The following is a 26374-nucleotide window of genomic DNA, read 5'->3' on the forward strand; positions in this document are numbered from 1 at the left end:
AAATTGGAATGTGGGACAAGGTGGCATATAGCTCCATTACTTACTAATCTAAATAGCCTCTTCTACTATTTTTATTTCTTCTTCAGTAAGATTATATAGTTCGTAAACAAATTGGTTGATCTGCTTTTCCAAATGAGAAATATCATAGTTGATATCAGATTCCTTTTTTAATATTATTTCATCAACTATCATCGACAAATCATTCTGTTGCCTGTTAGTAGCTTTAATAATCGGAAGCTTTTCCAAATAAACTTTTTTTACTTCTGCAAAGCTTCTACCCTTGTCTTGAGATATATTTTGGTAAATATAATTTATCAAGCTACTGTTAATAAGACCTAATACATATTTATATTTATACTTAGCATCTATGTGGCCTATGTTATATACATTATTTAAATTTAAAGATTTGCTACTATCTAACATAGCAATAATTGAATCTGACGTTTGTCGTAAAATGATTTTTTCTTCATCAAAAAAGGCGGACTTTCGGGGTTCAGCAAGCCATTCACCATACTTTAAAAACATTGTAGGTTTATTAATTAAACCATAACGATGAAAGTCCTTTCCATTGATGCATAACCGATAGTCATCATCAAGTTTTATAGTAGATGTATAAATTTTGTTATCTACCACTTCCTTTACTTGCTTTGGCTTCCCTTTTCCAACTTGGTAAGGCTTAATACCTACTATGATTTTTGAAATATCTCCCAAATAAATAGAATTAGGGTGTGAAAGAGAAATATTCATTGCTGAATAGTTCAAATCAAATACATTTTCGCTTAAATAGAAGTTTTCACTTAATATACTTTTTTGAATTTCTTTTGATTTAAATAGAAACTGTACTTCGATAGGATAAGTGCTACTAATGGTTTCTTTTTTCGTTAATAATGAAACTGAATCTCCTATATCTGCGTCCTCAAATACTTCATATAAGAACTTTCTAACTCGTAAAATTTTGTTTGACTTTAAAATAGACCTAATTCTTTTAAAATATCTTTGATAGGTAAAAGTAGCCGGAGTAATAAAATCTACCAATCCATTTACCTTAAGTAGTGACAATGCATTCTCAAAAAAGAGAACATAACTATTAACTTGATACTCGAATGACGAATAATAAGCTTTAAAAAAATTGATTTCATTCAATTGAAATTTTATACCATATGGTGGATTACCTATGACAACATCAAAGCCTCTATAGGAACTATCATCACCCAGTACTTCTGGAAACTCAAATCGCCACTCAAATGCATTTTCGTAAATTTTGTTTGTCTTTATTTCTTCAATTCTTGTTTTAAGCTTATCAATTTTATTTTTTAAATCCTTCTTGTCATTAATTTGCTTTTTAGAAAGTTTATTATCAAATAGCTGTGTGCTATCATATTTGTATACATATTCGCTTTCAAGCTTAGTTAAATCTTTTACCTCCTTACTATTGTTACTGATTTCTGTCCTAAAGTTGGTTTTAATAACACTAATTATCCCCTCCATTTCACGCTTTTGCTCTTTATCGCGCGCGTTCCGGTAAGTATCAACAGCTTGACGATAAGCTTCAATAGTAATATTGTTCTTTTTAAGCGCAGGTTTTAAATCAGCATCCAATGCAAAACGGCTTATCAAGGAGTTACCGGTTTTGATATTTATATCAATGTTAGGCAGTGTTTCTAATTGCAACCCACCGCCACTTGCAGGTTTGTAATAGGCGTTTTTTAGCAATTCAATCCATAACCGTAACCGACATATTTTTACTGAATTTGGATTAATATCTACACCAAACAGGCATTGTTCAATAATTGTCTGCTTTTCATGAAACAAGGTTTGTTGTACAATTTGGCTGCGATGGTCATGAAAGTTATACTTAAAAGAATCTCCATTTTCATCGTTTACTATTAACTCATCGTTCACCACTTCAATATGATAATCGCGCAACGTTCGGCCATCACTACTCATGAGTATATTCAAGTCGCTTTTAATCGCAATCAGTTCATTCAATGCTGACACCAAGAAGTGACCTGAACCAACAGCAGGGTCACATATTTTAAGACTATTTATAATATCATTAGCCTCTTTCCTATCGGTTAGATTAGTGATTCGATCATAAATATCAGTATACTCCTGCAACTTCCAACCTTTAACTTCATTAAACTTTTGCACTACGGCACGACGTATTGTTTCGCGACACATATACATGGTAATAAAGCCCGGCGTAAAAAACGAACCATCCTTATAGCCGTTTATCTTTTCAAATATGAGCCCAAGTACAGAAGCATTTATTAATGTTTTATTATCTTCCTGTATCTCTTCGGCTCCCTCACTGCTAAAATCATAGGCGTTTAAAAATTCAAACAGGTAATCGAGCGTATTTAAACTTCCTTTAATTGTTCTGCCTCGCTGATCTTTTAACACCGTGCTACTTATTAAAGGCAGTGCAATAGCATCCTCTAAACCGTTAATAAATAGTGTTTGATGTTCTAGTTCGGTAGGCTCAAACAACGAAGAGTTCAAGTAGGGCACTTTGCCGAACAACCGTAACACTTCTTGACTGCGTTCTTCTTCCTTTTTCGCCAATACTCTAAAGAATAGCTTATCCAAATCATCAAAACTGTGAATCTTATCTTTGTTTAAAAAAGTAAAACCTTTATCGCCTTTATGATAATTTAACAACTGTGCTTCTAGTAGCTTTAAGAACAATATGCGGTTTACCCATGTAATCACCAATTCGAGCGCTACGTTATACATGCGGTTCTGGTAATTATCGCCATACTGCGAGGGTTTATCTAAACGCGATATTTTATCGTGACTATCGAGGTTAGCTATTGCATTTTCAAGCAGCGATCCTGCATTACGCTCTCCTTCTTTTTTACGACTAATCAGCTTTTTACTACCTTCTTTATACTCATACAAACCGATGATGTGTAACAGTTCTGAATAAAACTTAGGTTGTAGCGTGTTACTGTCATTAGCAAACGATAACTTAAGTAAATGAACTGGTGAAAGGATTTTGAATAGCGGTATCAGCTTTTTATCATTATCAGCATTATTGCTTAAAGCTGCTTGTTTATAAGTTCTGATGTCAAAATATGTAGCTTCTAAACTTAGCTCATCATCAGCAAGCAACTTTTTGAGCTCACCATAAAACCAAGGGTTATCTTTGTTATCGTTTCTCTTCTGCTCATACAATTTCTTGATGGCAGTACTACGATAAATCTTTTTATCAAACTCATTTGCATCAAACACATACCACTCATAAATATTAGTAGCAACAAGCTGTTTAACATCGTGCTTGTTGTTAGTAATACGCTCATTAAGATAATACAATATTAATTCATGGATAGCTTTAACGTTGGGCTTTTGCTCGCTAATCATTTCTAACGTATTCACCATATTTTTAGCTTCCAGTATTACCCCAATAGGATCAGCAGGAGACTTACCAGTATGTATCACCAAATCATTTTTGCTGATAGGGTTGATCTGATAGGCATCTTTGTACCATGTAAATTTTAAGAAATCGGCAATTAATGATTTAAGATGCTCTTCATCGCCTTTCTCATTTATTTTACTAAGTAAATCAACAAAATTTGTTTTGAAGAGCTCAATGCTTGTACGACTTATCTTTTCTTTAAGGTAAGCTTTATTAAGAGCTTGCTTAGGCGTGATTAGTTTTAGGTGCATATTATATTACAGCCGTTTCTGATTATACGCTGCAAGATAATCAATCCGCTTTTAATTTCAACTTACCTAAGATTCAACTCACTCCTACCATACTCATGTCCGATGTTTGCAGTGTTCACGAACACTCAAACTTCAAAAAAGTGAACACCTACACCAGTATGTAACACCCAACTACCAGTACTTTTCTGAACCTCAAACCTATGAGTAGCATTTCAAATATCCTATATAACACATTGTTAGTCTCATACTTACATGTTTATAAAACACAGAAAACAGAGGTTAAACACCCTTCCAAGCTACTGACAAAACAGTGCCACCACTGCCAATGGTTTGTCAGTGTTACAAGGTGTTACACACCGAAACATGTAACACTGCCAAAATTCTGCACCATCTGTCTCCAAACGAAAAATCCCGGCCAAAACTGACCGGGATTTTCTTGTATCTCAAACGCCTTCAAAAACCAAAACTCTTGGCTCTTGATTCTTGGCTCTATAATCTATTTTTTAGCCATTTCTTCAGCCATAGCTGCACCAATTTCAGCTGGCGATTCTACTACGCGGATACCACACTCAGCCATAATTTTCATTTTAGCTGCAGCAGTATCATCCGAACCACCCACAATAGCACCAGCATGACCCATACGACGGCCCGGAGGCGCAGTTTGTCCGGCAATAAAGCCTACTACGGGTTTAGTACCGTTTTCTTTAATCCAACGGGCAGCTTCTGCTTCCATGCCACCACCAATTTCACCAATCATGATAATACCGTGAGTTTCCGGATCGTTCATCAGCAATTCAACCGCTTCTTTGGTTGGGGTACCAATAATAGGGTCGCCACCAATACCAATAGCCGTAGTAATACCCATACCGGCTTTCACCACTTGGTCAACCGCTTCGTAAGTTAAAGTACCAGATTTTGATACTACACCGATATTACCTTTTTTGAAGATAAAGCCTGGCATAATACCAATTTTAGCTTCATCAGCAGTAATTACACCTGGGCAGTTCGGGCCAATCAGGCGGGCATCAAAACCTTTCAGGTATTCTTTCACCTGAATCATATCCTTAGTCGGGATACCTTCAGTAATACATACAATTACTTTAATGCCACCTTCGGCAGCTTCCATAATCGCATCAGCCGCGAATGCAGGCGGCACAAAGATGATCGATACATCGGCACCGGTTTGGTCAACCGCATCTTTTACCGTGTTAAACACCGGGCGCTCTAAGTGCTGCTGTCCGCCTTTGCCGGGGGTAACACCACCTACTACCTGGGTTCCGTACGCAATCATCTGCGAAGCATGATAAGTACCTTCATTACCGGTAAAACCCTGAACAATTACTTTGGAATCTTTATTTACGAGAACACTCATGGTTTATGCTTTTGTACGGCAAAGCTAAAGTTATTGCTTAGACTATCAAATTATTTTTGCGTAGCGGTACCTATAGCGTGTAATTTATTGCCGCGCACCAGGGTCAATCACCGTTGCACCGGCTTCGGGGTACAGTTTCTTATACATGGCTTCGGGTTCAACGGTCAGCCTGACTTCTAGTGTTGGGAAAATGTAAGCTTCCAGTAAATGGCCGCCATGCACTACCCCATCAGGTGCCGCCAGATTGATGTGGGCATGCACCACCGGCTTGCCGTTGTACATGGCAATGTCGCCAATCAGCGAAGTAATTTCAGACGGACTGGTAATTGGGATGACTTTAAACATTTTTCGGCTTTGATCATACCAACCTACTTTGGCCGACAGGGCATCACCAATAGCGGTGAAGTGTGCACTGGTGATATTGTTCTTTTGTGCAAACTCGGTTAAGCCTGAAATTACTTCATCATTTTTGGCAAACACCAGAATATAAGTTTTCACCCCACCATTCTGACTGAGTAGTTGAGCTTTCACACCCGGCGATTTATCTGTTTGTGCCGGGTTGGTAGGCGATACATAATCCTGAGCTAAAACCTTGTTGGTACCGGATAAGATAAGTAACACAGAAGCCAAGCTACCCGCTGTTTTCAGAAAAGATAATATCTGCTTTTTCATAGTTCCCTGTTTAGTTTGAGGATTAACTTATGAGTATAAGCAAATGTTTACCCAATGGGTATTTAAGCATCCAGCGACTTGATGGCTTCCTGATAGCGTTCCCGATCGAATTCTTTCTCACTCTCGGCTACTACAATAGTGGCAATGCCATTGCCAATTACATTGGTTAATGCCCGCGCCAACGACATAAACCGATCTACCCCCAACAGAATTGCCACACTCTCTACCGGAATTACCTTAATAGCCGACAGTGTGGACGTAAGCACAATAAACCCGCTACCCGTTACCCCTGCAGCCCCTTTAGAAGTCACCATCAGGATGCCGATGATAGTTAGCTGCTGCTCCAGCGATAAGGGAATATGAAAAACCTGCGCCAGAAAAATTACCGACATCGACAAATAAATCGTAGTACCATCCAAGTTAAAAGAATACCCCGTCGGAATCACCAGCCCGACTACCGACCGGGCACAACCAAACCTCTCCATCTTCTCCATCATGCTAGGCAATACCGGTTCGGATGAAGAAGTGCCGAATACAATCAGTATCTCCTGTTTGATATAGCGCAGGTATTGCCATAAACTTACTTTGGCCCATAAGCAAATTACATTCAGTACGATAAATATGAACAGCAACATAGCCAGATATACCGCTCCCAACAACTTGAGCATAGGCACCAGGGTGGCAATACCATACGTACCTACCGTATAGGCCATCCCGCCAAATGCGCCAATGGGCGCTACCCGCATTATCACATTCATGATGTTGAAAAACACCTGCGATAACTTGCTGAAAGTATTAATAAGTGATTGTCCGGTTTCACCCATGCGGCTTAAACCATAACCAAACAGGATAGCAAAAAATAGAATTTGTAATATATCACCTTTGGCAAAGGCATCCATTACGTTGCTGGGTACAATGTGGGTAAAAAACTCACCCCAATGCATTTCAGATGCCTGCTTCTGGTAGGTTGCCAGTTTATCGGCGTTGGCAGCGCTGGCACTCACCTGCAAACCTTCGCCTGGCTTTAGCACATTGGCTAGTATTACGCCCAAAGCCAATGCAAAGGTAGTTACTACTTCAAAATACAAAATAGCTTTACCACCTACTCTACCTACTTTTTTCATGTCGTTCATGCCGGCAATGCCTAAAACAATAGTAAAAAATATAATAGGTGCAATCAGCATAGTAATCATGCTGATAAAAGTTTTGCTGATAGTTTGTGCTGTTGGTGCAAAAGATTTAAAATAAACCCCGACAACAACCCCTAAAATAATAGCAACAATTACCTGAAAGGTAAGATTAGAAAGTAAACGCTTCATGAAAACCAGCCGGAGCTTAGGCCCCGAACAGCAATAATACTGATAATTCTTACCTGTTTAGCTTTCGCCCAATACAATTTGCAGGCAAGACAACAGCAGGATTACCGAAGAGTAATCGCCATATTTAGGATTAAAAACATACCGGCATACTGCACAGTGCGTACAAAAATATCGCTTAACCGGGGTCCAGAACAGTAATGTTTTTACTAGTAAACTACGTTTGCACCGGTATTTAAATTGATGTCCGCACACCGGACAAATAGGATAATTTGTTGAACGGCGTTTACTTTGCCTTTCGTCGTCACTATTCATAAGAAGTTGCATTAGGTAATTGGCCGTTGCTATTTACAAAAAAGCAGGTCAGATTATCTCATAACAATTCCGTTACATTTTAGTTTAAGACAAAAACTTCACCGGCAAGCTGCTATTAGTAATCCATAGTATCCTGAACTTTGTCGCCTATTACCATCAATTTTTGTAGTTTCGCGGCTTAATACTCTGAGAACCCGCGAAATGGACTATCAATTTAAAGACATTGAAAAGAAGTGGCAGCAATTTTGGGCCAGCCACCAGACTTTTAAAGCCGACAATCAGTCATCCAAACCTAAATACTACGTGCTTGATATGTTTCCGTATCCATCCGGAGCAGGTTTGCATGTGGGTCACCCGCTAGGCTATATCGCCTCTGATATTTTTTCACGCTATAAACGCCTGAAAGGATTTAATGTGCTGCACCCGATGGGCTATGATTCGTTTGGCTTACCAGCCGAGCAATACGCTATACAAACCGGTCAGCACCCGGCTATTACTACCGAGCAGAACATTGCTACCTATCGCCGTCAGCTGGATCAGTTGGGTTTTTCGTTTGATTGGAGCCGTGAAGTTCGTACCAGTTCGCCGGAGTATTATAAATGGACACAGTGGATTTTCATGCAACTGTTTAACTCGTGGTACAACAAAGCCGCTGAACAAGCACAAAACATTGATCAACTAGTGGCTCACTTTGCTGAAAATGGTTCAGCTGGTATCAACGCTATCTGCGATGAAGACACGCTGAGCTTTACGGCTGACGAATGGAAAGCCATGAGCGAAGCCGATCAGCAAACCAAATTATTAAAATACCGCCTCACCTACCTGCGCGAAAGTACCGTAAACTGGTGCCCTGCCTTAGGTACTGTACTAGCCAATGATGAGGTAAAAGATGGCTTTTCGGAACGTGGTGGTTACCCGGTAGAGCAGAAAAAAATGATGCAGTGGAGCATGCGTATTACGGCTTACGCCGAACGCTTGCTGCAAGGTTTAGATACCATAGATTGGCCCGAACCGCTAAAAGAAATGCAGCGCAACTGGATTGGTAAAAGTGTAGGTGCTAGCGTCAGGTTCCAACTTGATGAAACCCAAAACTCACAATTGGCAGCCGGAAGCTATATCGAGGTTTTCACCACTCGTGTAGATACCATTTTTGGTGTTACCTTTTTGGTAATAGCGCCAGAACATGAGTTGGTACCAGCCCTGACTACGCCAGAACAGAAAGCCGAAGTAGAAGAGTATATTGCCTTAACTAAAAAGAAATCGGAATTGGACCGTATGGCTGATACTAAAACAGTGTCAGGTGCATTTACCGGCAGTTATGTACTGAACCCACTAAGTGGCGAGCAAATTCCGGTTTGGATTGCTGATTACGTACTGGCTGGTTATGGTACTGGTGCCGTAATGGCTGTACCATCGGGCGATCAGCGCGATTACTTATTTGCCAAGCACTTTAACTTGCCAATAGTTCCTATCATCGACATACAAAATATTGAAACCGCTGCCGACCCAACCAAAGAAGGCCGCTACATCAACTCCGAGTTTGCTAACGGCTTAACTTACAAAGAAGCTACTGCGGCAATCATCGCCAAGCTGGAAGAAAAAGGAGCGGGTAAAGCGAAAGTAAACTTCCGTATGCGTGACGCTATTTTTGGCCGCCAGCGCTATTGGGGTGAACCAGTACCTGTTTATTTTCAGAACAATTTACCGCACCTGATTCAAGAAAATGAATTGCCGTTAATTCTGCCTGAAATTGATAAATATTTACCAACCGAAAGCGGCGAACCGCCACTAGGACGTGCAGAAGGTTGGAAATACCAGAACGCTCACGAATATGAATTGAGCACTATGCCAGGCTGGGCTGGCAGTAGCTGGTACTGGTACCGCTACATGGATGCGCAGAATGAGCAAGCTTTTGCTTCAGAGAAAGCGGTGGAGTACTGGAAAAATGTAGACTTATACATTGGCGGTTCTGAACACGCTACCGGACACTTATTGTATAGTCGTTTTTGGAATAAGTTTTTGAAAGACTTAAACTTAGCTATTGAGGAAGAGCCTTTCAAAAAGCTGATTAACCAGGGCATGATACAAGGTCGTTCTAGTTTCACCTTCCGACTGGCACCTTTGCTGCTGAATGTAGATGAAAACTTTGTTAAACCCGAAGTTTACGTATCAAAAGGCGTGTACGAGTTGTACAAAGAAGGCGATTTTGACACCATTGAGCAAATAGCCTTATTCTACAAAGATTTATTGCCGGAAGGTGCCGAATTAGGTGAAATGGAATTTAGCAAGCTGCATGTAGATGTGAACATTGTAAACAATGATGTTCTTGACTTAGCAGCCTTCCGCCAGTGGCGACCGGATAATAAAAATGCCATTATCATCCTAGAAGATGGTACGGTAGTTTATTCGAATGATAACACGCAACAGGAAAGCAAATTTGTTTGTGATTTCGAGATTGAGAAAATGTCAAAATCCAAATTCAACGTAGTAAATCCTGATGATTTGATTGAACGTTATGGTGCTGACACTTTACGCATGTACGAAATGTTTTTAGGTCCGCTGGAGCAAAGCAAGCCTTGGAACACTAACGGTATTGAAGGTGTGTTTAAATTTTTACGCAAGTTCTGGAAGTTATTCCATAATGAGCAATGGGAGTTTACAATTTCTAACGAAGCACCAACTAAGGCTGAACTGAAATCATTGCATAAAATCATCCGTAAGGTAGAAGAAGATATTGAGCGTTTCTCGTTCAACACTTCTGTATCCAGCTTCATGATTGCGGTAAATGAACTCATGGACTTGAAGTGCAACAAAAAAGCGATTTTGCAAGATATGGTGACTATCCTTTCACCTTATGCACCGCATATTTGCGAAGAGTTGTGGACCTTGCTAGGCAATGAAGCTGGTACGCTGTCTTATACCGCTTACCCAACGTTCAACCCGGCATATTTGGTAGAGGATGAGTTTGCTTACCCAATCTCTATCAACGGTAAAACTAAAATGAACCTGAACATCGCTTTAACTATGGAGCCTAAAGAAGTAGAAACTTTCGTGCTGGCTAATGCTGATGTACAAAAGTACCTGGATGGTAAAACACCTAAAAAGGTGATTGTGGTTAAAGGCCGGATTGTTAATTTGGTAGTATAACTCTCCTGATAAGTTTATAAGCACGAAACGGCGAACCTTTACAAGTTCGCCGTTTCGTGCTTATAAACTAATATGCTATGACTACAAAAATACTATTAGCTACAATATTACAGTTGCATAGAAAACTGCAATCCTAAAGCACCATCCTGGTAAGAAGGTAATAACATGGAGTTGCTGTACTTTTTCTTTTTTAGCTCAGCTGGTAAACCGTTGTTCTTTTTATCTTTTTTGTCGCTGAATAGTGCATTCCGGATATAAGGATATAGTAAGTAAGCACCTTTAGTAGATAATATACCAAAGCCTGCACCTGCCACCACGTCGCTAAACCAATGGTCTTGATGGTAAATACGAAATATGCCGGTAGTTGTAGCAAACGAATAACCGATAACACTATAGATAATGGAGTTACCGCTCAGCTCCTGAGACATAAATTCAGCATTCAAAAAAGCATTACTGGTATGGCCTGATGGGAAAGATAACCGGTTGAACTGATTAGGCCTTAACCTATGAGTGGAATGTTTGAGCGTACTTAGAACAATGTGCATCATTCCTTGAGACATGGTATAAATAAGCGTTCGGTCTACAAAGGTGTTCTTGCCATGAACGCCTACCAGGTTAACGCCATAGGTTAAGATAACGGGTGCATACTGAAAGTAATTTTCCAGGTTACTACGCGTAACTATGTTATGCTTTGCAGCCTGGTTATACAGGTAACGATCCCACCCCCTCAAAGGCTTAATGTAAAAAGATGATATACCATACCCTACTAAAGCCGCTGGTGGTATTAAGGAAGCAAATTTGCTGTGCAAATGCTGCACCGTGTCGGGTGCTGTAAAAAGATCTTTCTTTAAAGTATCAGGAATATTCTTCTTCGTGGTATCACTAGATTGCTGCGCCTGAACTTCAAAAGTAACTAAGCAGAATAATAAGTAGAATAGCTTTTTCAATAAATACGATATAGGTTTAACAATGATGATTTCTAACTTTTCATAAGTGCAAACTCAACCTAATTGTTTGTTAATTTTTAACAATTAATTAAAGTACAGCATTATAACCTGTTACTTACTAAAGTAAATAACAAAAGGCTGCCCAGTTAGGAGCAGCCTTTTGTATAAATAAGCACCTGTAAATTTAATTAATAAGGCTTTGCATCATGCGATACTTCCTGAGCTTGCTGAACAGCTTCATCAGAATGTTTGTTGCCGATTGGGCCTTTAGAAACGTTGCCTTCAGCTAAGCATTTCTGAATACCTTCTGCTACTAAACGGCCATATTCAGGATCACAGTTGGTGAACAACTCAATCATTTTATCTTGAATACGTTTATCAACAGGCGCCAATGTGCTCGACAAATTGTTGATCAAATCCTGACGCTCCCATTCTTCAAACGCATGGAAACGCTCGCCTGCTTGTTTAAAGTTGTTCTGACGATCGATTTTCTTGCGTACCAGTTTAGCAGTGTACTGCGGTTCATAATCAGCACCGGCTTTAGGCGCTTCCTTCAATGGGTCAAGAGTTGATGGCTCGTAGTTTACGTGCCCGCTTTGGCCTTGTGCTGCATCTACATGGTAAGCCATTTGGCCATCGCGCTGGTTCGTAGCTACGTGAGTTTTTGGCGAGTTGATCGGCAATTGCAGATAATTAGAACCTACACGGTAACGCTGAGTATCAGAATAAGAGAAAGTACGACCTTGCAACATTTTATCGTCAGAGAAATCCAGACCATCTACTAATACACCGGTACCGAAAGCAGACTGTTCCACCTCAGCGAAATAGTTTTGCGGATTACGGTTTAAAGTCATTTTACCCACTTTCAGGAATGGGAACTGATCTTCTGGCCAGATTTTAGTATCATCCAGCGGATCGAAATCCAATTCAGGATGCTCATCATCGCTCATTACTTGTACACATAGCTCCCATTCAGGGTAGTTGCCTTGCTCAATAGCATCATACAAATCCTGAGTAGCATGGTTGAAATTTTTAGCTTGGATAGCCTGAGCATCTTCCTGGGTCAGGTTTTTAATACCTTGTAATGGCTCCCAATGGTATTTTACTAGTACAGCAACACCTTCTTTATTAACCATTTTGTAGGTATTTACACCAGAACCCTGCATTTGACGATAGTTGCCCGGAATACCCCATGGTGAAAACAAGAAGGTAATCATGTGCATAGCTTCAGGCGTATTGTTGATAAAGTCAAAAATACGTTCGCCATCCTGACGGTTAGTAATCGGGTCTGGTTTGAAAGCATGTACCAGGTCAGGGAACTTCATCGCATCACGAATAAAGAACACTTTCAGGTTGTTACCTACCAAATCCCAGTTACCATCTTCAGTATAAAACTTAACGGCAAAACCACGTGGGTCACGCAGGGTTTCAGGTGAATGACCACCATGAATTACTGATGAAAAACGTACAAATACCGGCGTTTGCATTCCCTTTTCCTGGAACAGCTTAGCGCGGGTATATTTTGAAGCTGGCTCATCACCTATAGTGCCATAAGCTTCGAATACGCCGTGTGCACCTGCACCACGTGCGTGTACTACGCGCTCAGGAATGCGTTCACGATCAAAGTGAGATATTTTTTCTAAGAACTGGTAATTTTCCAGCGTAGCAGGACCACGATTACCGATGGTGCGCAGGTTCTGATTATCAGTAACCGGATGCCCCTGGCGAGTAGTCAAGGTTTTGTTACCCTGGCCATTCTGGTTTGAATTTTCTTGCTCAATCATACTTCAGGTTTTTATATATTTTTAATAAGCGTATTATATATTGATTATTAATTGCAGTGTGTTATTTTATCATTCACTTTATTAAATCTGCAATGCGTTAATCGTTATTTGCTTTATTTAATGTAAAAGTACAAGGCTGAGATGGAATAGTTTACGGTATAAAACAATAAGATGATGTATAAATTCTATCGATAAGAAAATAGAAACACTATATGATTTATTTATACTGATACTGATTTATAAATTTAAAAAGATAAGACGTTTATTTTATTATTAATTACCCCCATAATAACGAAAGGCTGCCATCAATGGTTTCACCATTAGGCAGCCTTTTTAAACAAAAAAGTATTAAAAGAAATTAGAAATCCAACGACAATCTGGTAAACAGGAACCTACCATTAAAGCCAAACTGCTGGGCGGTACGTGACCATAAAAAGCGGCCTGAGCTTTGGTTAGCAGCCGATGTATTATCCGGATAAATATCAAACAGGTTGTTGGCACCTACGGTTAAGTTCAAGTTTTTCACCACACGGTAACTCGCACTTACATCAGTTACCACTTTACCATGGTAAACATCCTGTGCAGATACTACGTTGGTCGCTTCGGTAACTTTACCAAAGTACACGCCCCGAGCAAAAAAGTTCCACTTGTTAATGCCATAGTTCAATGACAGGTTTACTTTGGTTTGCGGCACTGCCGATTCCAGGTAGATACGGCTGGCATCATCAAAGTAGGTGCTTTCTTTACCTGCCAGCAAAGCTGAAGTATGCACATTACCACGTAAATCTGTTTTAGCAAAAGTGCCTGATAAATCGGCGCGCAAGCTGCCTGTTGCAATACGGTGGCTATAAGTCAACACAGCATCAATACCACGGGTACGGGTATCAATGGCATTGGCAAAAAAGCGAGCTGTTGTGGCATTAGCCAAACGCAAAATATTGGCAATTTCCTGATCTTGCGTTGATGCCGTACTACTAGAGTTGCCGGTAAATTGGCCGGTATAAATAATGCGGTTATTGATATCAATTAAGTAACCATCAACGGTTAACTTGAAATCGCCAACATTACTGGTAAAGCCCAAGCTGTAGTTGTGCGATGTTTCTTGTTTTAATTTAGGAATACCCAACAACTCAGCTATTCGACTGTCATTCCGGAACGTGCCTGATTCTACAAACTGCCCGTTGCTAAAGATGGTAGAAGTAGCACTAAAATAACGTTGTTGTAAAGAAGGTGCTCTGAAGCCGGTACTGGCAGCACCGCGCAATACAAAGTAATCAGAAAACTTGTAACGGCTGGCTACTTTCCAGTTCAGGGTTGAACCAAAATCCGAGTAGTTTTCGAACCGTAAAGCACCATCTATCAAAAACTGCTTGGTAAAGTTGATTTCAGCATCACCATAAGCGGCTACTGATGTACGTGAAGCATTTACTGCATTATCAGGACTAAAGCCCGGAAAGCCTTGCGCTCCACCAGCTAATGCCGAACCATTAGCTGCAAACAAGGTAGAAACATTGCCTTGCGGGTTAGGAACCAAAATAGCTTTACCGGTAGCATCAGTACCTACGTTAAGCGCATTACCATAGTTAGTGTATGAGGCAGGTTCGCCAGCAATAATCTGATAATTTTCATAGCGGTGTTCAGCGCCGAAAGCCAAATTTAAGCCACTTAGAATATGATTGTAATAACGGCTCAAATCCAGGTTAGTGGTGTTTTGCTTGAACACATAGCCACCATCTGTAAAAGATGTAGCTGAAGCCGTTTGCTGTGAAGCATTCAGAGTGTTGATGGTATGAAAATCTAATGTATTCTGCCCGAAAGTATTACTTAAATCCACTTTCCAAGCCCCTAAATGACCGCGAATACCAGCCGCTATGGATTGGTCGTGATTATCGGTAGCAATAATCGGCAAAAAGCCATTTGGGTAAACAGTAGCATTGGTTTGCGTGAGCTGCGAGGGTACGCGGTAAAACGCTGCCGACTCACCATGACGGTAGTTTAAGCCACCGAAAGCATATACTTCGGCACTATCCCCCACAGGTACTGAAGAGTTAAAGAATAAACTCCCGCCCCTATTAGCCGACTGCCCCACACGTGAATTGAAATCAGACCGGTTCAGACCGCGTTTAGCCAGTTCAGCATCGGTAATATCTTTACCTGTAGGTGAGCCGGGCACTGTCGCTAATGATGGGTCGTTATAATCTGTAAAGATAGTACCCGTAAACTCGCGCATGCGGTTGGTATAAGCCCGCTGATCGTATGAACCCGCCATATTAACGAATCCACCTTTTTTACCCAGTGGTAAACCATAGTTTAGGTTGGCTTGTACCTGGCCGCCATCAAAGGTTTTACCTGCTTCGGTATGGCGTGAGTCATAGCCGCCGGTAGTTACATTAGCACTTAGCTTGTTTACTTGGTCATCCAGAATAATGTTAATTACACCGGCAATCGCATCTGAGCCATATTGTGCCGAAGCACCATCGCGCAAAATTTCGATACGTTTAATAGCAGCAGTTGGAATAGCATTTAAATCCGTTCCGACAGAACCTTTACCAAAACTACCATTGATGTTAATGAGCGAGGTAGTGTGGCGGCGTTTACCATTAATTAATACCAGTACCTGGTCTGGACCTAAACCACGTAAGGATGCAGGGTCGATGTGGTCAGTACCGTCCGAGATGGTTTGTATACTGGCGTTAAAAGAAGGCGCTACATAATTCAATATCTGGTTCAAGGTAACCTGCGGACCAGACTGGGCAATCTTTTTAAGATCTACCACATCTACCGGTACTGGCGTATTCATCTGCGAACGAGGCCGTCCGCGTGAACCCAATACCACCACTTCGTTCAAATTACCTAGCGCATTCAGGGTAAAATCCAGCGCAAGGTTTTGTCCTTCGGCAAGGGTCGTATCCTTTTGAATGGTTTGGTAACCGATGTAGCTGGCAATAACCGTAACAGCACCGGGTTTGACGTTCAAAGTATAATGCCCATCAACATCAGTAGTAGTGCCTGCCGTTTGGCCGCGTAAAGCCACCGTGGCACCAATTAAAGGCTGTGCAGCCTGATCGCGGATGATACCGCTAATGGTTTGCGCATGAGCCGATAACTGCCACAAGCTTAACCATAAAACAAGAACAACGTAAACTTTTTTCATATAGATAAAAGAATAATTAAAAATACCCGCCGCGTTAGCGAAAGGAAAACCATTAAAATTGTAACTGGGAAAGTATTGGAGATGTTTAGCTCATCTCCTGGAGAGTAACTAAACTATAGGGTGATAGTATATGCACCAAGGCACAGGCAACAGCAACAAGCCATACCCATCATAGCATAAGCCTGACGAGTGATAGTTGTATATGTGCTATTTGCTTTCATTATTGAACTGCGAATATAAAGGCTGTTTCTTCTAATTTAAAAAAAACTTCAATTAATTAATACTTCATGACAAAACCACCTGCTGATGTACTCTTTTGGTTACAATAGTAGGTTGACAAAATAAAACCTCATTTTTGCTGTAACAATTGATTAAACATTTAATCTTATTACCAAAATCATATTAATGAAACGTATTTTTTTACTTTTTGCTTTTTTCTGTTTTGTACTGTCGGCCAAGGCGCAGTTTGGTGCATCAGGTGGTGGCTCTGGCATTACCGGCCGTATATCGGGTACCGTGATTGACTCGGTAACTAAAAAACCACTTGATTATGCTACCGTAAGTATTTTCAGGAGTGGTGGTAAAGCGCCATTGAACGGTGTACTTACCGACGATAAAGGAAACTTTAAATTAAATAATATTGCGCCAGGTAACTATAAAATTACCGTATCTTTTATTGGATATCCTACCAAAACTATTGATCCGGTAACTACCACCCCTGGCAAGCCCGACAAAAACATGGGCGACGTAATTGTAGCCCCAAGCAGCCGCGCTTTGAAAGAAGTAGTGGTAGCCGGACAAACACCAGTTATTGAAAACAAGATTGATAAAATTGTTTTCAATGCTGAAAAGGATATTACTTCAACCGGCGGTAATGCTACTGATATTTTGCGTAAAGTGCCTTTAGTATCGGTTGATATGGATGGTAATGTATCGTTGCGCGGCGATCAAAACGTTCGTGTATTAATTAATGGTAAGCCATCAGGTGCTTTGTCAACCAGCTTAGCAGATGTGCTGCGTACCATTCCTGCCGATCAGATTAAAAACATTGAAGTTATCACTTCTCCTTCAGCCAAATATGACGCTGAAGGCTCAGGTGGTATTATCAACATTGTCACCAAAAGCCGTAATGTATCGGGGCTTAATGGCTCGGTAAGCGGTGGTGTAGGTACTCGTCAAAACAATGGTAACGTTAACTTAAACTACAAACAAAATCGTTTTAGTTTGTCGGGTAACCTGGGTACCAACTTTGCATGGCCACAAAATTCATTAGTTGATTTTTACAGCGAACGTGGCACCAACATCACTACACAGCATTCTGAATCTAAGACCAAGCGTTTTGGTACTATCGGTTCGGTTACTGGTGGATATGATTTTAACGAGTATAACAGCATTACTTCTACTATCAGAATTAATGGTGGCGGCATGAGAAACAATGGTAATACCGCAAGCACTAACAACTTATTTACAAACAGCCCTAACTATAACAGTAATAACTATAGTAAAGCTTCATTCAGCGGGTTTGACTGGAATGCTGATTACACGCATAAATTCAAAAAGAAAGATGAAGAGTTGACTGTTGCAGGCCAGTGGAGCCACAGCAAGGTAAATACTGATTATTCAACCTTGTACAGTAATGTAACTACTGATTACTTACGTTATGTACCAAACCAAATGGGTAGTAATGATGGTAAGAACGATGAATATACCGCTCAAGCTGACTATACGTTACCTATTAACAAAAACATAAAATTGGAAGCAGGTGGTAAAAGTATTTTCCGCCGCCTGAATAGTAACTCAGATGTTTATCGCCAGAATTTGAACCAAGGTCCATTCTTGTTAAATGATACCTCATCATACAAATATGATTACAATCAGGATGTGTACGCAGGTTATACTGTGTTAAGCTTTAGCCTGCCTAAAAACTATTCGTTACAAGTAGGTGGACGTGTTGAAAACACTCAAATTAAAGGTGACCCTAACAATGCTACTCAGCCTAGCTTAAAACCATTTAGTAACTCCTATACTACTTTTGTACCTAGCTTTATTTTATCTAAAACGTTAAAAAACAACAATACATTAAAGCTAACTTACAACAAACGTATACAACGCCCTAGCTTAAACTACCTGAATCCATTTATTAACAAAGCCAATGCGGATAACCAAACCCAAGGTACACCAACCTTGTCACCGGAAATTACCCAAACTATTGAGTTAGGTTACACAGCATTCATCAAAAGCTCGGTTATCAATGTATCGGCTTATTACAAGCACACCAGTGATTTAATTGAAGGCATAGCTATATCAACTTATGATGCTGATTTAGACAGAACTGTAACCCGTACCAATTACCTTAATATTGGTAAAAACAACTCGGTAGGTGCCAGCTTCTTTGGTTCAGTAAATCCAATCAAAATCTTAACTATCAGAGCAAGTGCCAACGTTTATACTTATGATCCTAATGCAATTTATGCAGAAGCTTTAAGCTCAAGCACCAGCACTTATGTTCAGTACAACATTTTTTCAAGTGCTTCATTAACCTTGAAAAAAGGCTTATCGGTTGAAGGTTTTGGTGTATTCAATTCGGCTCGCCGTACTATTCAAGGTAAAAACCCGGCATTTAATATTTACGGTTTTGGCTTAAAGAAAGAAGTAGTTGCTAAAAAACTTACTTTAGGTTTAAACGCACTATCACCTTTCCAGAAATACCTGCATTTGAATACCAATATTGCTAATGCTAACCTGAAGCAGATACAAACTATTTCATACCCAATTCGCTCATTCGGTGTATCATTAACTTACAACTTTGGTAAAATTTCTTATGGTCAGCAAACCAAGAAGAAAGGTGTTAATAATGACGACTTGATGCAAGGCGGCGACCAAAACGGTGGCGGTATGCAAGGTGGCGGCAGCGGAACACCACAGCGCTAATTCAAACCTCAACTTTATCATAAAAAGAGCCCTGTTGAAATCAACAGGGCTCTTTTTCGTTTAGTCTATATGAATGCCAATTTGCTTGAGCAGCATTGAAGCATTGAAGGTTTTACAAGCTCCATGCTTCAGTTTATAATCAAATAGCATTTCGCCATGCTGCACCTGAATATCAAAATAAAAGTTGCGGATGTAGTCTGGATATTGCTGCTCCAATTCGGCCAGTTGTAAATCGTGCGTAGCTACCAGCCCTACTCCTTTATAAACAATGAGTTGCTCAATAACTGCTTTCGAGCCTAAATATTTATCTACCGAATTGGTACCACGCAGCATTTCATCAACCAGAAACAAAATATTATTTTCCTGCTGCACAGCAGTTAACAGCATTTGCAAACGGTCTAGCTCTGCCTTGAAAGTAGAAGTACTTTCGTTTAGAGAATCTTTAATGCGCATGTAACTAAACAATTGTACTACCGAAACCCGCATACTTCGGGCGCATACCGGTGCTCCACACAATGCCAATACGGTATTAATACCCAATGTACGCAAAAAAGTACTTTTGCCCGCCATGTTTGATCCGGTAACAATATCTACTTTGCGTGTGTTATTAAGCTCATAATCATTAGCTACCCTTACCGTACTTTTGATTAGCGGATGGGCAATCGTTTCAGCCGTTAAGGTGTAACCTGCACCTTCAGCTATTTCAGGAAAGCACCAATCCGGATAGTTAATATGCAAACCCGACATACTCATGAGGGCTTCAAATTCGGCAATTACATTAAATGCTTTTTCTAAATTTTCGTGGTTGTTGCGCTTCCAGTTTTCAATAGCTATTACCTGACGAATATTCCAGATGAAGAAAGCATTCAACAGAAAATTCATTACCATGTTCAGGCGCTGGTTCAAACGGTTTACCAAGCCTGATAACTGCCTGATCTGCGCTGATACGGTTTGCCCCTGCTCTGCTCTGATTTGCTGAGCCAGATTTATACATAGTGGCGATTGCCAGGCATGGTTTTCAATTTCGGCAAACACATCTGCATACCCACTCAATCCCTCTCCTATTTTACCTGCTATCAGGTCCGCTTTCTGTATATTTTTAGATTGTGCAGATACCAAGCGATTATTAAAGGTAAGCAGTGCTACGGTTATATAGCGGGCAACCGGAAAGAAAACGGATAGTACCACACCACCTACAGTTAAAAAAGGCACTACTTTCGTATACAAGTTAAGCCAGTACTCGTTGCTTAGTTGAACAGGTGTTTTTAAATAAGTAAGCAACTTTTGTAATTGTAGTCCCTCCTCTTTCAAGGCAAACAGCATTTTGGCTTGTACATCCAGTTTCCAATCGTTATTAGCAGCAAGTTCTTTCACGGCTTCCTGGCGGAGTAAAATATTATTACGCTCAGCAGGTTGTATCAGCCACGCTGCCAGCAGCTTTCTTCCGGCTGGTGAAGCTGCCCGGTTCATTAACTGCAATAATGAACCTGAACCAAACACATCCAAATCAGCCGTGTAAGCATGCTTATCATTCATGAAGCTACTACCACTATCGTAAATATTAGCCTGTGTAGCTATACTATTTAATTCGTTTTGGCAAACAGCTTCATAACAGTTATAGTAAATTTTATCACGTTCAAACTGGCTTTGCTGACTAACTAACCTGTTGAAAACAATGGATAAAACAGCCGTAGCTATAACAAAGAATAATATGTTGTTAAAACTTACAGCAACATATATGCACACTAAAAAAGCTACAAACACACCTAAACGCAATAGCGAATAGGTATTCACCAACTTTTCCTGCTTGGCTGCTTGTTGCCGGGCAAAGGCAACACGGTTGTGATAATCATCAATAAGGTTAAGTGACATTTTTAATAAATAAATATTCAATTATACAGGCGGCTCAAATTAAGCTTTTATTTGCAGTATGAAAATTACCCTGCTCACCGTAGGCAAAACCGAAGATGCTTATTTACGGGAAGGCATTGATAAGTACGTAAAACGGTTAAAGCATTACACCAAATTGGATATTATCGATCTGCCTGAACTAAAGAACACCAAGGCACTTACCCAGGAACAGCAAAAAAGCAAAGAAGCTGAACTCCTTCTAAAAAAGCTTTCTGTTACCGACTACGTAGTGCTACTGGATGAAAAAGGACTGGAATTTACTTCGATACAGTTTGCCGATTACTTGAACAAGAAGAACATCAGCTCGGTACAAAACCTGGTATTTATTATTGGCGGGCCTTATGGATTTGATACTACGGTTTACCAGCGGGCACAAGCACAAATGGCACTTTCTCGGCTTACCTTTTCACACCAGATGGTACGCTTGTTTTTTACCGAACAGTTATACCGCGCGTTTACTATTATTAAAGGTGAGCCTTACCATCATTTGTAATTTTTCAGTACCTGATTTAACGCATTGCTGAATGCTTTAAATTTAACATACACCACACACCAACAGTATGCATTGATGCTGTTGATTGTTTATGCCATATTTCTGCGACATATTTTGTAAGCGGCTTTTTTGGAAGGCAAATATGTAACTTTGCAGCTATGGGTCACGATCATTCACATCACCATCATCACGATCATGCGCCGAAGCTTGATCACCTAAATAAAGCTTTCATTATCGGTATTATCCTGAACTCGGCTTTTGTGGTTATTGAAGCTGTAGTAGGCTTTTCTAAAGGCTCGCTTGCATTGCTTACTGATGCCGGCCATAACTTAAGCGATGTGGCTAGTCTTGCTTTAGCTTTGTTAGCTTTTAAATTAACCAAAGTACGCTCTAGCCACCAGTACACTTACGGATACAAACGTTCAACCATACTAGTATCCTTATTGAACGCTATTATCCTGATAGCGGCGGTAGCTATAATAGCTTATGAAGCTATTACGCGCTTTAATCACCCGGCACCAATACCAGGCCTTACCATTGCTTGGGTTGCGCTGGTGGGGATTGGTGTAAATGCCTTAACGGCTTATTTATTTATGAGCGATAAGGACAAAGATCTAAACGTAAAAGGCGCCTACCTACACATGGCTGTTGATGCGCTGGTATCATTAGGGGTAGTTATATCGGGCGTTATTATTAACTACACACACTGGTACATACTGGATAGTATTGTCAGCCTTATTATTGTGCTGGTAATTATCAGAGGTACCTGGAGTTTATTGATGGATAGTCTCCGGTTGGAAATGGATGGCGTACCCACCGCATTAAACATTGACAAAATAACCCAGGAGTTGCTTAAAACCAAAGGGGTACAAAATATTCACCATGTACATGTTTGGGCACTCAGCACTACCGAAAATGCTTTAACAGCACACCTGGTTATTACAGAAGAAGAGATGCCGAACTTTGAGTACATTAAACAAGATATGCGGCATCGGCTACAACACATGGATATTCAACATTGTACTTTTGAGCCCGAACTGAGCCATGAACAATGTACACAGCCCGTTTGCCAGCTTGATACCGGTCATGCCCATGATCACGACCATGAACCTCACCATCATTAACAAAAAAAGCTGAATATTATTCAGCTTTTTTTGTTTCTTCTGTTTCTACGGCTTCTTCATCTACCGGAGCCTGACCGGCAGGCTCTTCATTAAATAAAGGAAGCTCTTTGAGTTGATGATACCAGGTTAGTACTTTCTTCATATCTGAAGCATATACCCTTTCTTCATCATGATCGGGCGCTACTTCTCTGAAGTACTGACGCATAGTTTTGGCATCAACTTTCGCATCAGGTGCATCACCTTTAGCCTTCATGTTTTCAAACACTTCGGTTAGCTTTAGGTCATCCTCTGTACCAAACAAGGTAATCTCATCTAAAGCAGCCATTTTTGCGGTTGATAAGTTTACCACCAAACGGGTTTTCTTTTCATCTAGGCTTTCCAGTACAAAGCCAGTTTTGTTTTGTGCTAATGCACGCCACAAACCCGGTTTACCAGCTACCGATACAATTCCGTATAAATTCATATATTTTAATTTCTAGTTACCGGCGGCCAGTTGCGGGTTTACGTTCTTATGATTTACGCAACCCGCAACCTCCTACCTGTAACATTAATTATTCTTCAATTACTTCAACGCTGGTAATTTTATCACCTTGACGAATGGCATCTACCACTTCTACATTTTCAACAACTTTACCAAAACAAGTGTGGTTTCTGTCTAGGTGAGCGGTGTTGTCACGGCTGTGGCAGATAAAAAATTGAGAACTACCTGTATTACGGCCGGCATGCGCCATTGATAATACACCACGGTCATGGTATTGGTTCTCACCGGTTAGTTCGCAATCAATACGGTAACCAGCACCACCTGCACCAGTACCAGTTGGATCGCCACCTTGAACAACGAAGTTCGGGATAACACGGTGAAAAGTTACACCATTGTAAAAGCCTGATTTAGCTAATTTCAAAAAGTTAGCTACAGTATTCGGTGCATCTTTATCGTAAAATTCGATAGTCATGTCACCTTTTTCGGTTTTCATTATTGCTTTGCTCATGTTCTTCTATTTATCAAACGAATTGGCAAAGTTAAACATTTCCGGCATTACCTAAACCTATAATACGTTCTGGAATTAATCGTTACATTTGAGTACAAGCTCAGGGTTCAAAACCAAGTACCCGAAACTGCTAAAAGTTCATGAAGTTTACTAAATACTTTCTTGTTGCATTCTTCTGTTTACTAACCTGCATTACGCATGCGGCTTCAATTCTTATCCCAATGGATGAGGATCAGAAAGATCATCTTAAATCGTATGGTATTGCTTTTTGGGTATTAAAGAATGGTGAAACTATCGATTGGTTGCTCAATTACCGCGGGGGCAGCTTCATGACTCCGTATAGCAAGCAAACTGAAGATGAGTGTAAAATACGGGGCGTTAGCTATGAAGTACTGGCTTATGCCAAGGTCAACAGCATTCTAACTGAAGTGAGCGATCCGTCCGTGAACATGGATGTAGTTAAGTTGGAGAAAGCGCCTAAAATGGCTGTGTATTCCCCTAAAAACAAGTTGCCGTGGGATGATGCAGTTACCCTGGTGCTGAAATATGCTGAAATACCTTACGATGTAGTGTATGACGAAGAAGTCATCCGCGGAGATTTGGCAAAATACGACTGGCTGCACTTGCACCATGAAGATTTTACCGGCCAATACAGTAAGTTTTATGGCGCTTTCCGGTATGCGCCCTGGTACGTGGAGGATGTAAAAATACAGGAAGCTATGGCGCACAAGCTGGGTTTCCAGAAAGTATCACAAATGAAGCTGGCCGTTGCCCAGCACATCAAAGATTTTTGTGGCGGTGGCGGCTTTTTGTTCGCGATGTGTTCGGGTACCGATACTTTTGATATTGCCTTATCAGCCACCAACACCGATATTTGCGAGACAATGTTTGATGGCGATCCGGCCGATTCCAGAGCACAATCGAAGTTAGATTTTGGTCAGACCTTTGCCTTTCAAAACTTTCAATTGGATATGAACCCGATGTCGCATCGGTTCAGCAATATTGACGTAACGGACACCCGCCAAGTAGAGCGTACCAAAGATTTCTTCACTTTGTTTGATTTTTCGGCTAAGTGGGATGTGGTACCCAGTATGCTTACCCAAAACCATGATAAGGTAATTAAAGGATTTATGGGCCTGACTACCGCTTACAATAAAAATATGCTGAAGCCTGGAGTTACCATTATGGGCGAAGCCAAAGCCTACAACGAAGCCCGCTATATACATGGTGAATACGGCAAAGGTCAATGGACCTTTTACGGCGGCCATGACCCGGAAGATTACCAGCATAACATTGGCGACCCACCAACTGATTTAAAACTGCATCCTAACTCCCCTGGCTACAGGCTCATCTTGAATAATGTGTTGTTTCCGGCGGCTAAAAAGAAAAAACAGAAAACCTAAATAGCTGAATTATACAGAATAAGCAAATAGCTTTAACAACAAAAAAGGTCAGCACCTTATTAGGTACTGACCTTTTTTATAAAACTATATTTTGATGCTTAGTGCATTTCTACCTCAGCTTCTTTTGCCGCCAAATAACGTTCGGCATCTAGGGCAGCCATACAGCCGGTTCCGGCAGCTGTAATAGCTTGGCGGTACACATTATCTTGCGCATCGCCGCAGCAAAATACGCCTTCTATGTTAGTTTGGGTAGTGCCGGGTTTAGTTAAGATATAGCCAGTTTCGTCCATATCAATCCAGCCTTTAAAAATATCAGTATTTGGATGGTGACCAATAGCTACGAAAAAGCCAGTTACATCCAGCGTTTTTTCTTCCTGAGTTTTATTGTTAAGTACTAAAACACCTGTTACATTCTGTCCATCACCAACAATCTCTTTAGTTTCAGTATTGTACACAATTTCAATGTTAGGCGTATTCTGAACGCGGGTTACCATTGCTTTAGAAGCTCTGAACTCATCCCGACGTACCAGCATATACACCTTACGGCACAATTTAGCCAGATAAGTAGCTTCTTCGGCAGCAGTATCACCAGCACCTACAATAGCCACATCTTGTCCGCGAAAAAAGAACCCATCGCAAACAGCGCAAGCTGATACACCAAAACCGTTATATTTCATTTCTGATTCCAAACCCAGCCATTTAGCCGAGGCACCAGTAGATATAATTACGGTATCTGCCAATATGGTAGTACTTTCATCCACCACCACTTTGTGCGGCAAGCTTGAAAAATCAACCGAGCTCACATAGCCAAAACGGATATCAGTACCAAATCGTTCAGCCTGTTTACGGAAATCTTCCATCATTTCTGGGCCCATAATACCATTAGGATAACCCGGGAAGTTTTCAACATCAGTTGTTTGGGTAAGCTGACCACCGGCTAACATACCTGTGTACAAAACCGGCTTTAAATCGGCGCGGGCTGCATATATGGCTGCCGTATAACCGGCCGGACCTGAACCTATAATAAGGCATTGAACGTGTTCCAAATCTTGCGACATGTGCTATAATAATTGAATTTCAAAATTAAGATATTAAACGCATACCACCAATGCTGCAACGTCAGTACTATGCCATTGTTTTATACCTA

The 26374-nt window shown here is 40.6% G+C and carries 17 protein-coding genes; 5 read left to right on the forward strand and 12 right to left on the reverse strand.

What is annotated here, in order from left to right:
* Positions 1-48: 48 nt before the first annotated feature.
* From HH214_RS01945 to HH214_RS01965, 5 genes are all read right to left on the reverse strand, one after another.
* Entirely contained in the window at positions 49-3669 is a 3621-nt protein-coding gene (locus HH214_RS01945; protein WP_169605738.1) for a type IIG restriction enzyme/methyltransferase, read from the reverse strand.
* A 496-nt stretch (positions 3670-4165) separates the two neighbouring features.
* Positions 4166-5041, reverse strand: a complete 876-nt coding sequence (gene sucD / locus HH214_RS01950; RefSeq protein WP_169605739.1) for a succinate--CoA ligase subunit alpha — start codon at positions 5039-5041, stop codon at positions 4166-4168.
* An 84-nt stretch (positions 5042-5125) separates the two neighbouring features.
* Positions 5126-5713 (reverse strand): PPC domain-containing DNA-binding protein, encoded by a 588-nt coding sequence (locus tag HH214_RS01955; RefSeq protein WP_169605740.1) that lies wholly within the window; start codon positions 5711-5713, stop codon positions 5126-5128.
* 62 nt (positions 5714-5775) lie between these two features.
* Entirely contained in the window at positions 5776-7032 is a 1257-nt protein-coding gene (gene dctA / locus HH214_RS01960) for a C4-dicarboxylate transporter DctA (RefSeq protein WP_169605741.1), read from the reverse strand.
* 57 nt (positions 7033-7089) lie between these two features.
* Positions 7090-7344, reverse strand: a complete 255-nt coding sequence (locus HH214_RS01965) for a hypothetical protein (RefSeq protein WP_169605742.1) — start codon at positions 7342-7344, stop codon at positions 7090-7092.
* A 201-nt stretch (positions 7345-7545) separates the two neighbouring features.
* On the opposite strand from HH214_RS01965, the gene HH214_RS01970 reads away from it, so the two are divergent.
* The gene (locus HH214_RS01970; protein WP_169605743.1) at positions 7546-10491 is read left to right on the forward strand and encodes a leucine--tRNA ligase; all 2946 of its coding nucleotides are present in this window, start codon (positions 7546-7548) and stop codon (positions 10489-10491) included.
* Between the two features lie 107 nt (positions 10492-10598).
* Here the strand turns inward: HH214_RS01970 and HH214_RS01975 are convergent, their stop codons facing one another.
* The 3 genes from HH214_RS01975 to HH214_RS01985 form a co-directional block, all read right to left on the reverse strand.
* Entirely contained in the window at positions 10599-11438 is an 840-nt protein-coding gene (locus tag HH214_RS01975; RefSeq protein ID WP_169605744.1) for a phosphatase PAP2 family protein, read from the reverse strand.
* Positions 11439-11626: 188 nt separating this feature from the next.
* Positions 11627-13222, reverse strand: a complete 1596-nt coding sequence (locus HH214_RS01980) for a catalase (protein WP_169605745.1) — start codon at positions 13220-13222, stop codon at positions 11627-11629.
* A 358-nt stretch (positions 13223-13580) separates the two neighbouring features.
* Positions 13581-16376 (reverse strand): TonB-dependent receptor, encoded by a 2796-nt coding sequence (locus tag HH214_RS01985; protein ID WP_169605746.1) that lies wholly within the window; start codon positions 16374-16376, stop codon positions 13581-13583.
* A gap of 405 nt (positions 16377-16781) precedes the next feature.
* Here HH214_RS01985 and HH214_RS01990 point away from each other — a divergent pair, with 405 nt between their 5' ends.
* The gene (locus tag HH214_RS01990) at positions 16782-19307 is read left to right on the forward strand and encodes a TonB-dependent receptor domain-containing protein (RefSeq protein WP_169605747.1); all 2526 of its coding nucleotides are present in this window, start codon (positions 16782-16784) and stop codon (positions 19305-19307) included.
* 60 nt (positions 19308-19367) lie between these two features.
* Here HH214_RS01990 and HH214_RS01995 read toward each other — a convergent pair whose 3' ends face one another.
* The gene (locus HH214_RS01995) at positions 19368-21179 is read right to left on the reverse strand and encodes a MutS-related protein (RefSeq protein ID WP_169605748.1); all 1812 of its coding nucleotides are present in this window, start codon (positions 21177-21179) and stop codon (positions 19368-19370) included.
* Between the two features lie 58 nt (positions 21180-21237).
* Here HH214_RS01995 and rlmH point away from each other — a divergent pair, with 58 nt between their 5' ends.
* Both rlmH and HH214_RS02005 read left to right on the forward strand, forming a co-directional pair.
* Positions 21238-21711 (forward strand): 23S rRNA (pseudouridine(1915)-N(3))-methyltransferase RlmH, encoded by a 474-nt coding sequence (gene rlmH, locus HH214_RS02000; protein WP_169605749.1) that lies wholly within the window; start codon positions 21238-21240, stop codon positions 21709-21711.
* A gap of 158 nt (positions 21712-21869) precedes the next feature.
* Positions 21870-22835 (forward strand): cation diffusion facilitator family transporter, encoded by a 966-nt coding sequence (locus HH214_RS02005; protein ID WP_169605750.1) that lies wholly within the window; start codon positions 21870-21872, stop codon positions 22833-22835.
* Between the two features lie 16 nt (positions 22836-22851).
* Here HH214_RS02005 and HH214_RS02010 read toward each other — a convergent pair whose 3' ends face one another.
* Positions 22852-23298 (reverse strand): DUF5606 family protein, encoded by a 447-nt coding sequence (locus tag HH214_RS02010; protein ID WP_169605751.1) that lies wholly within the window; start codon positions 23296-23298, stop codon positions 22852-22854.
* Positions 23299-23386: 88 nt separating this feature from the next.
* Positions 23387-23824: a peptidylprolyl isomerase gene (locus tag HH214_RS02015; RefSeq protein WP_169605752.1), complete on the reverse strand. Its 438-nt coding sequence runs from the start codon at positions 23822-23824 to the stop codon at positions 23387-23389.
* 140 nt (positions 23825-23964) lie between these two features.
* On the opposite strand from HH214_RS02015, the gene HH214_RS02020 reads away from it, so the two are divergent.
* A complete protein-coding gene (locus HH214_RS02020; protein WP_169605753.1) occupies positions 23965-25227 on the forward strand; it encodes an asparagine synthetase B in 1263 nt (420 codons plus the stop codon).
* Between the two features lie 98 nt (positions 25228-25325).
* On the opposite strand, the gene trxB is transcribed toward HH214_RS02020, so the two are convergent.
* Positions 25326-26285, reverse strand: a complete 960-nt coding sequence (gene trxB, locus HH214_RS02025) for a thioredoxin-disulfide reductase (protein ID WP_169605754.1) — start codon at positions 26283-26285, stop codon at positions 25326-25328.
* Positions 26286-26374 lie beyond the last annotated feature (89 nt).

It is taken from the genome of Mucilaginibacter robiniae (genome assembly GCF_012849215.1).
Lineage (GTDB): Bacteria > Bacteroidota > Bacteroidia > Sphingobacteriales > Sphingobacteriaceae > Mucilaginibacter > Mucilaginibacter robiniae.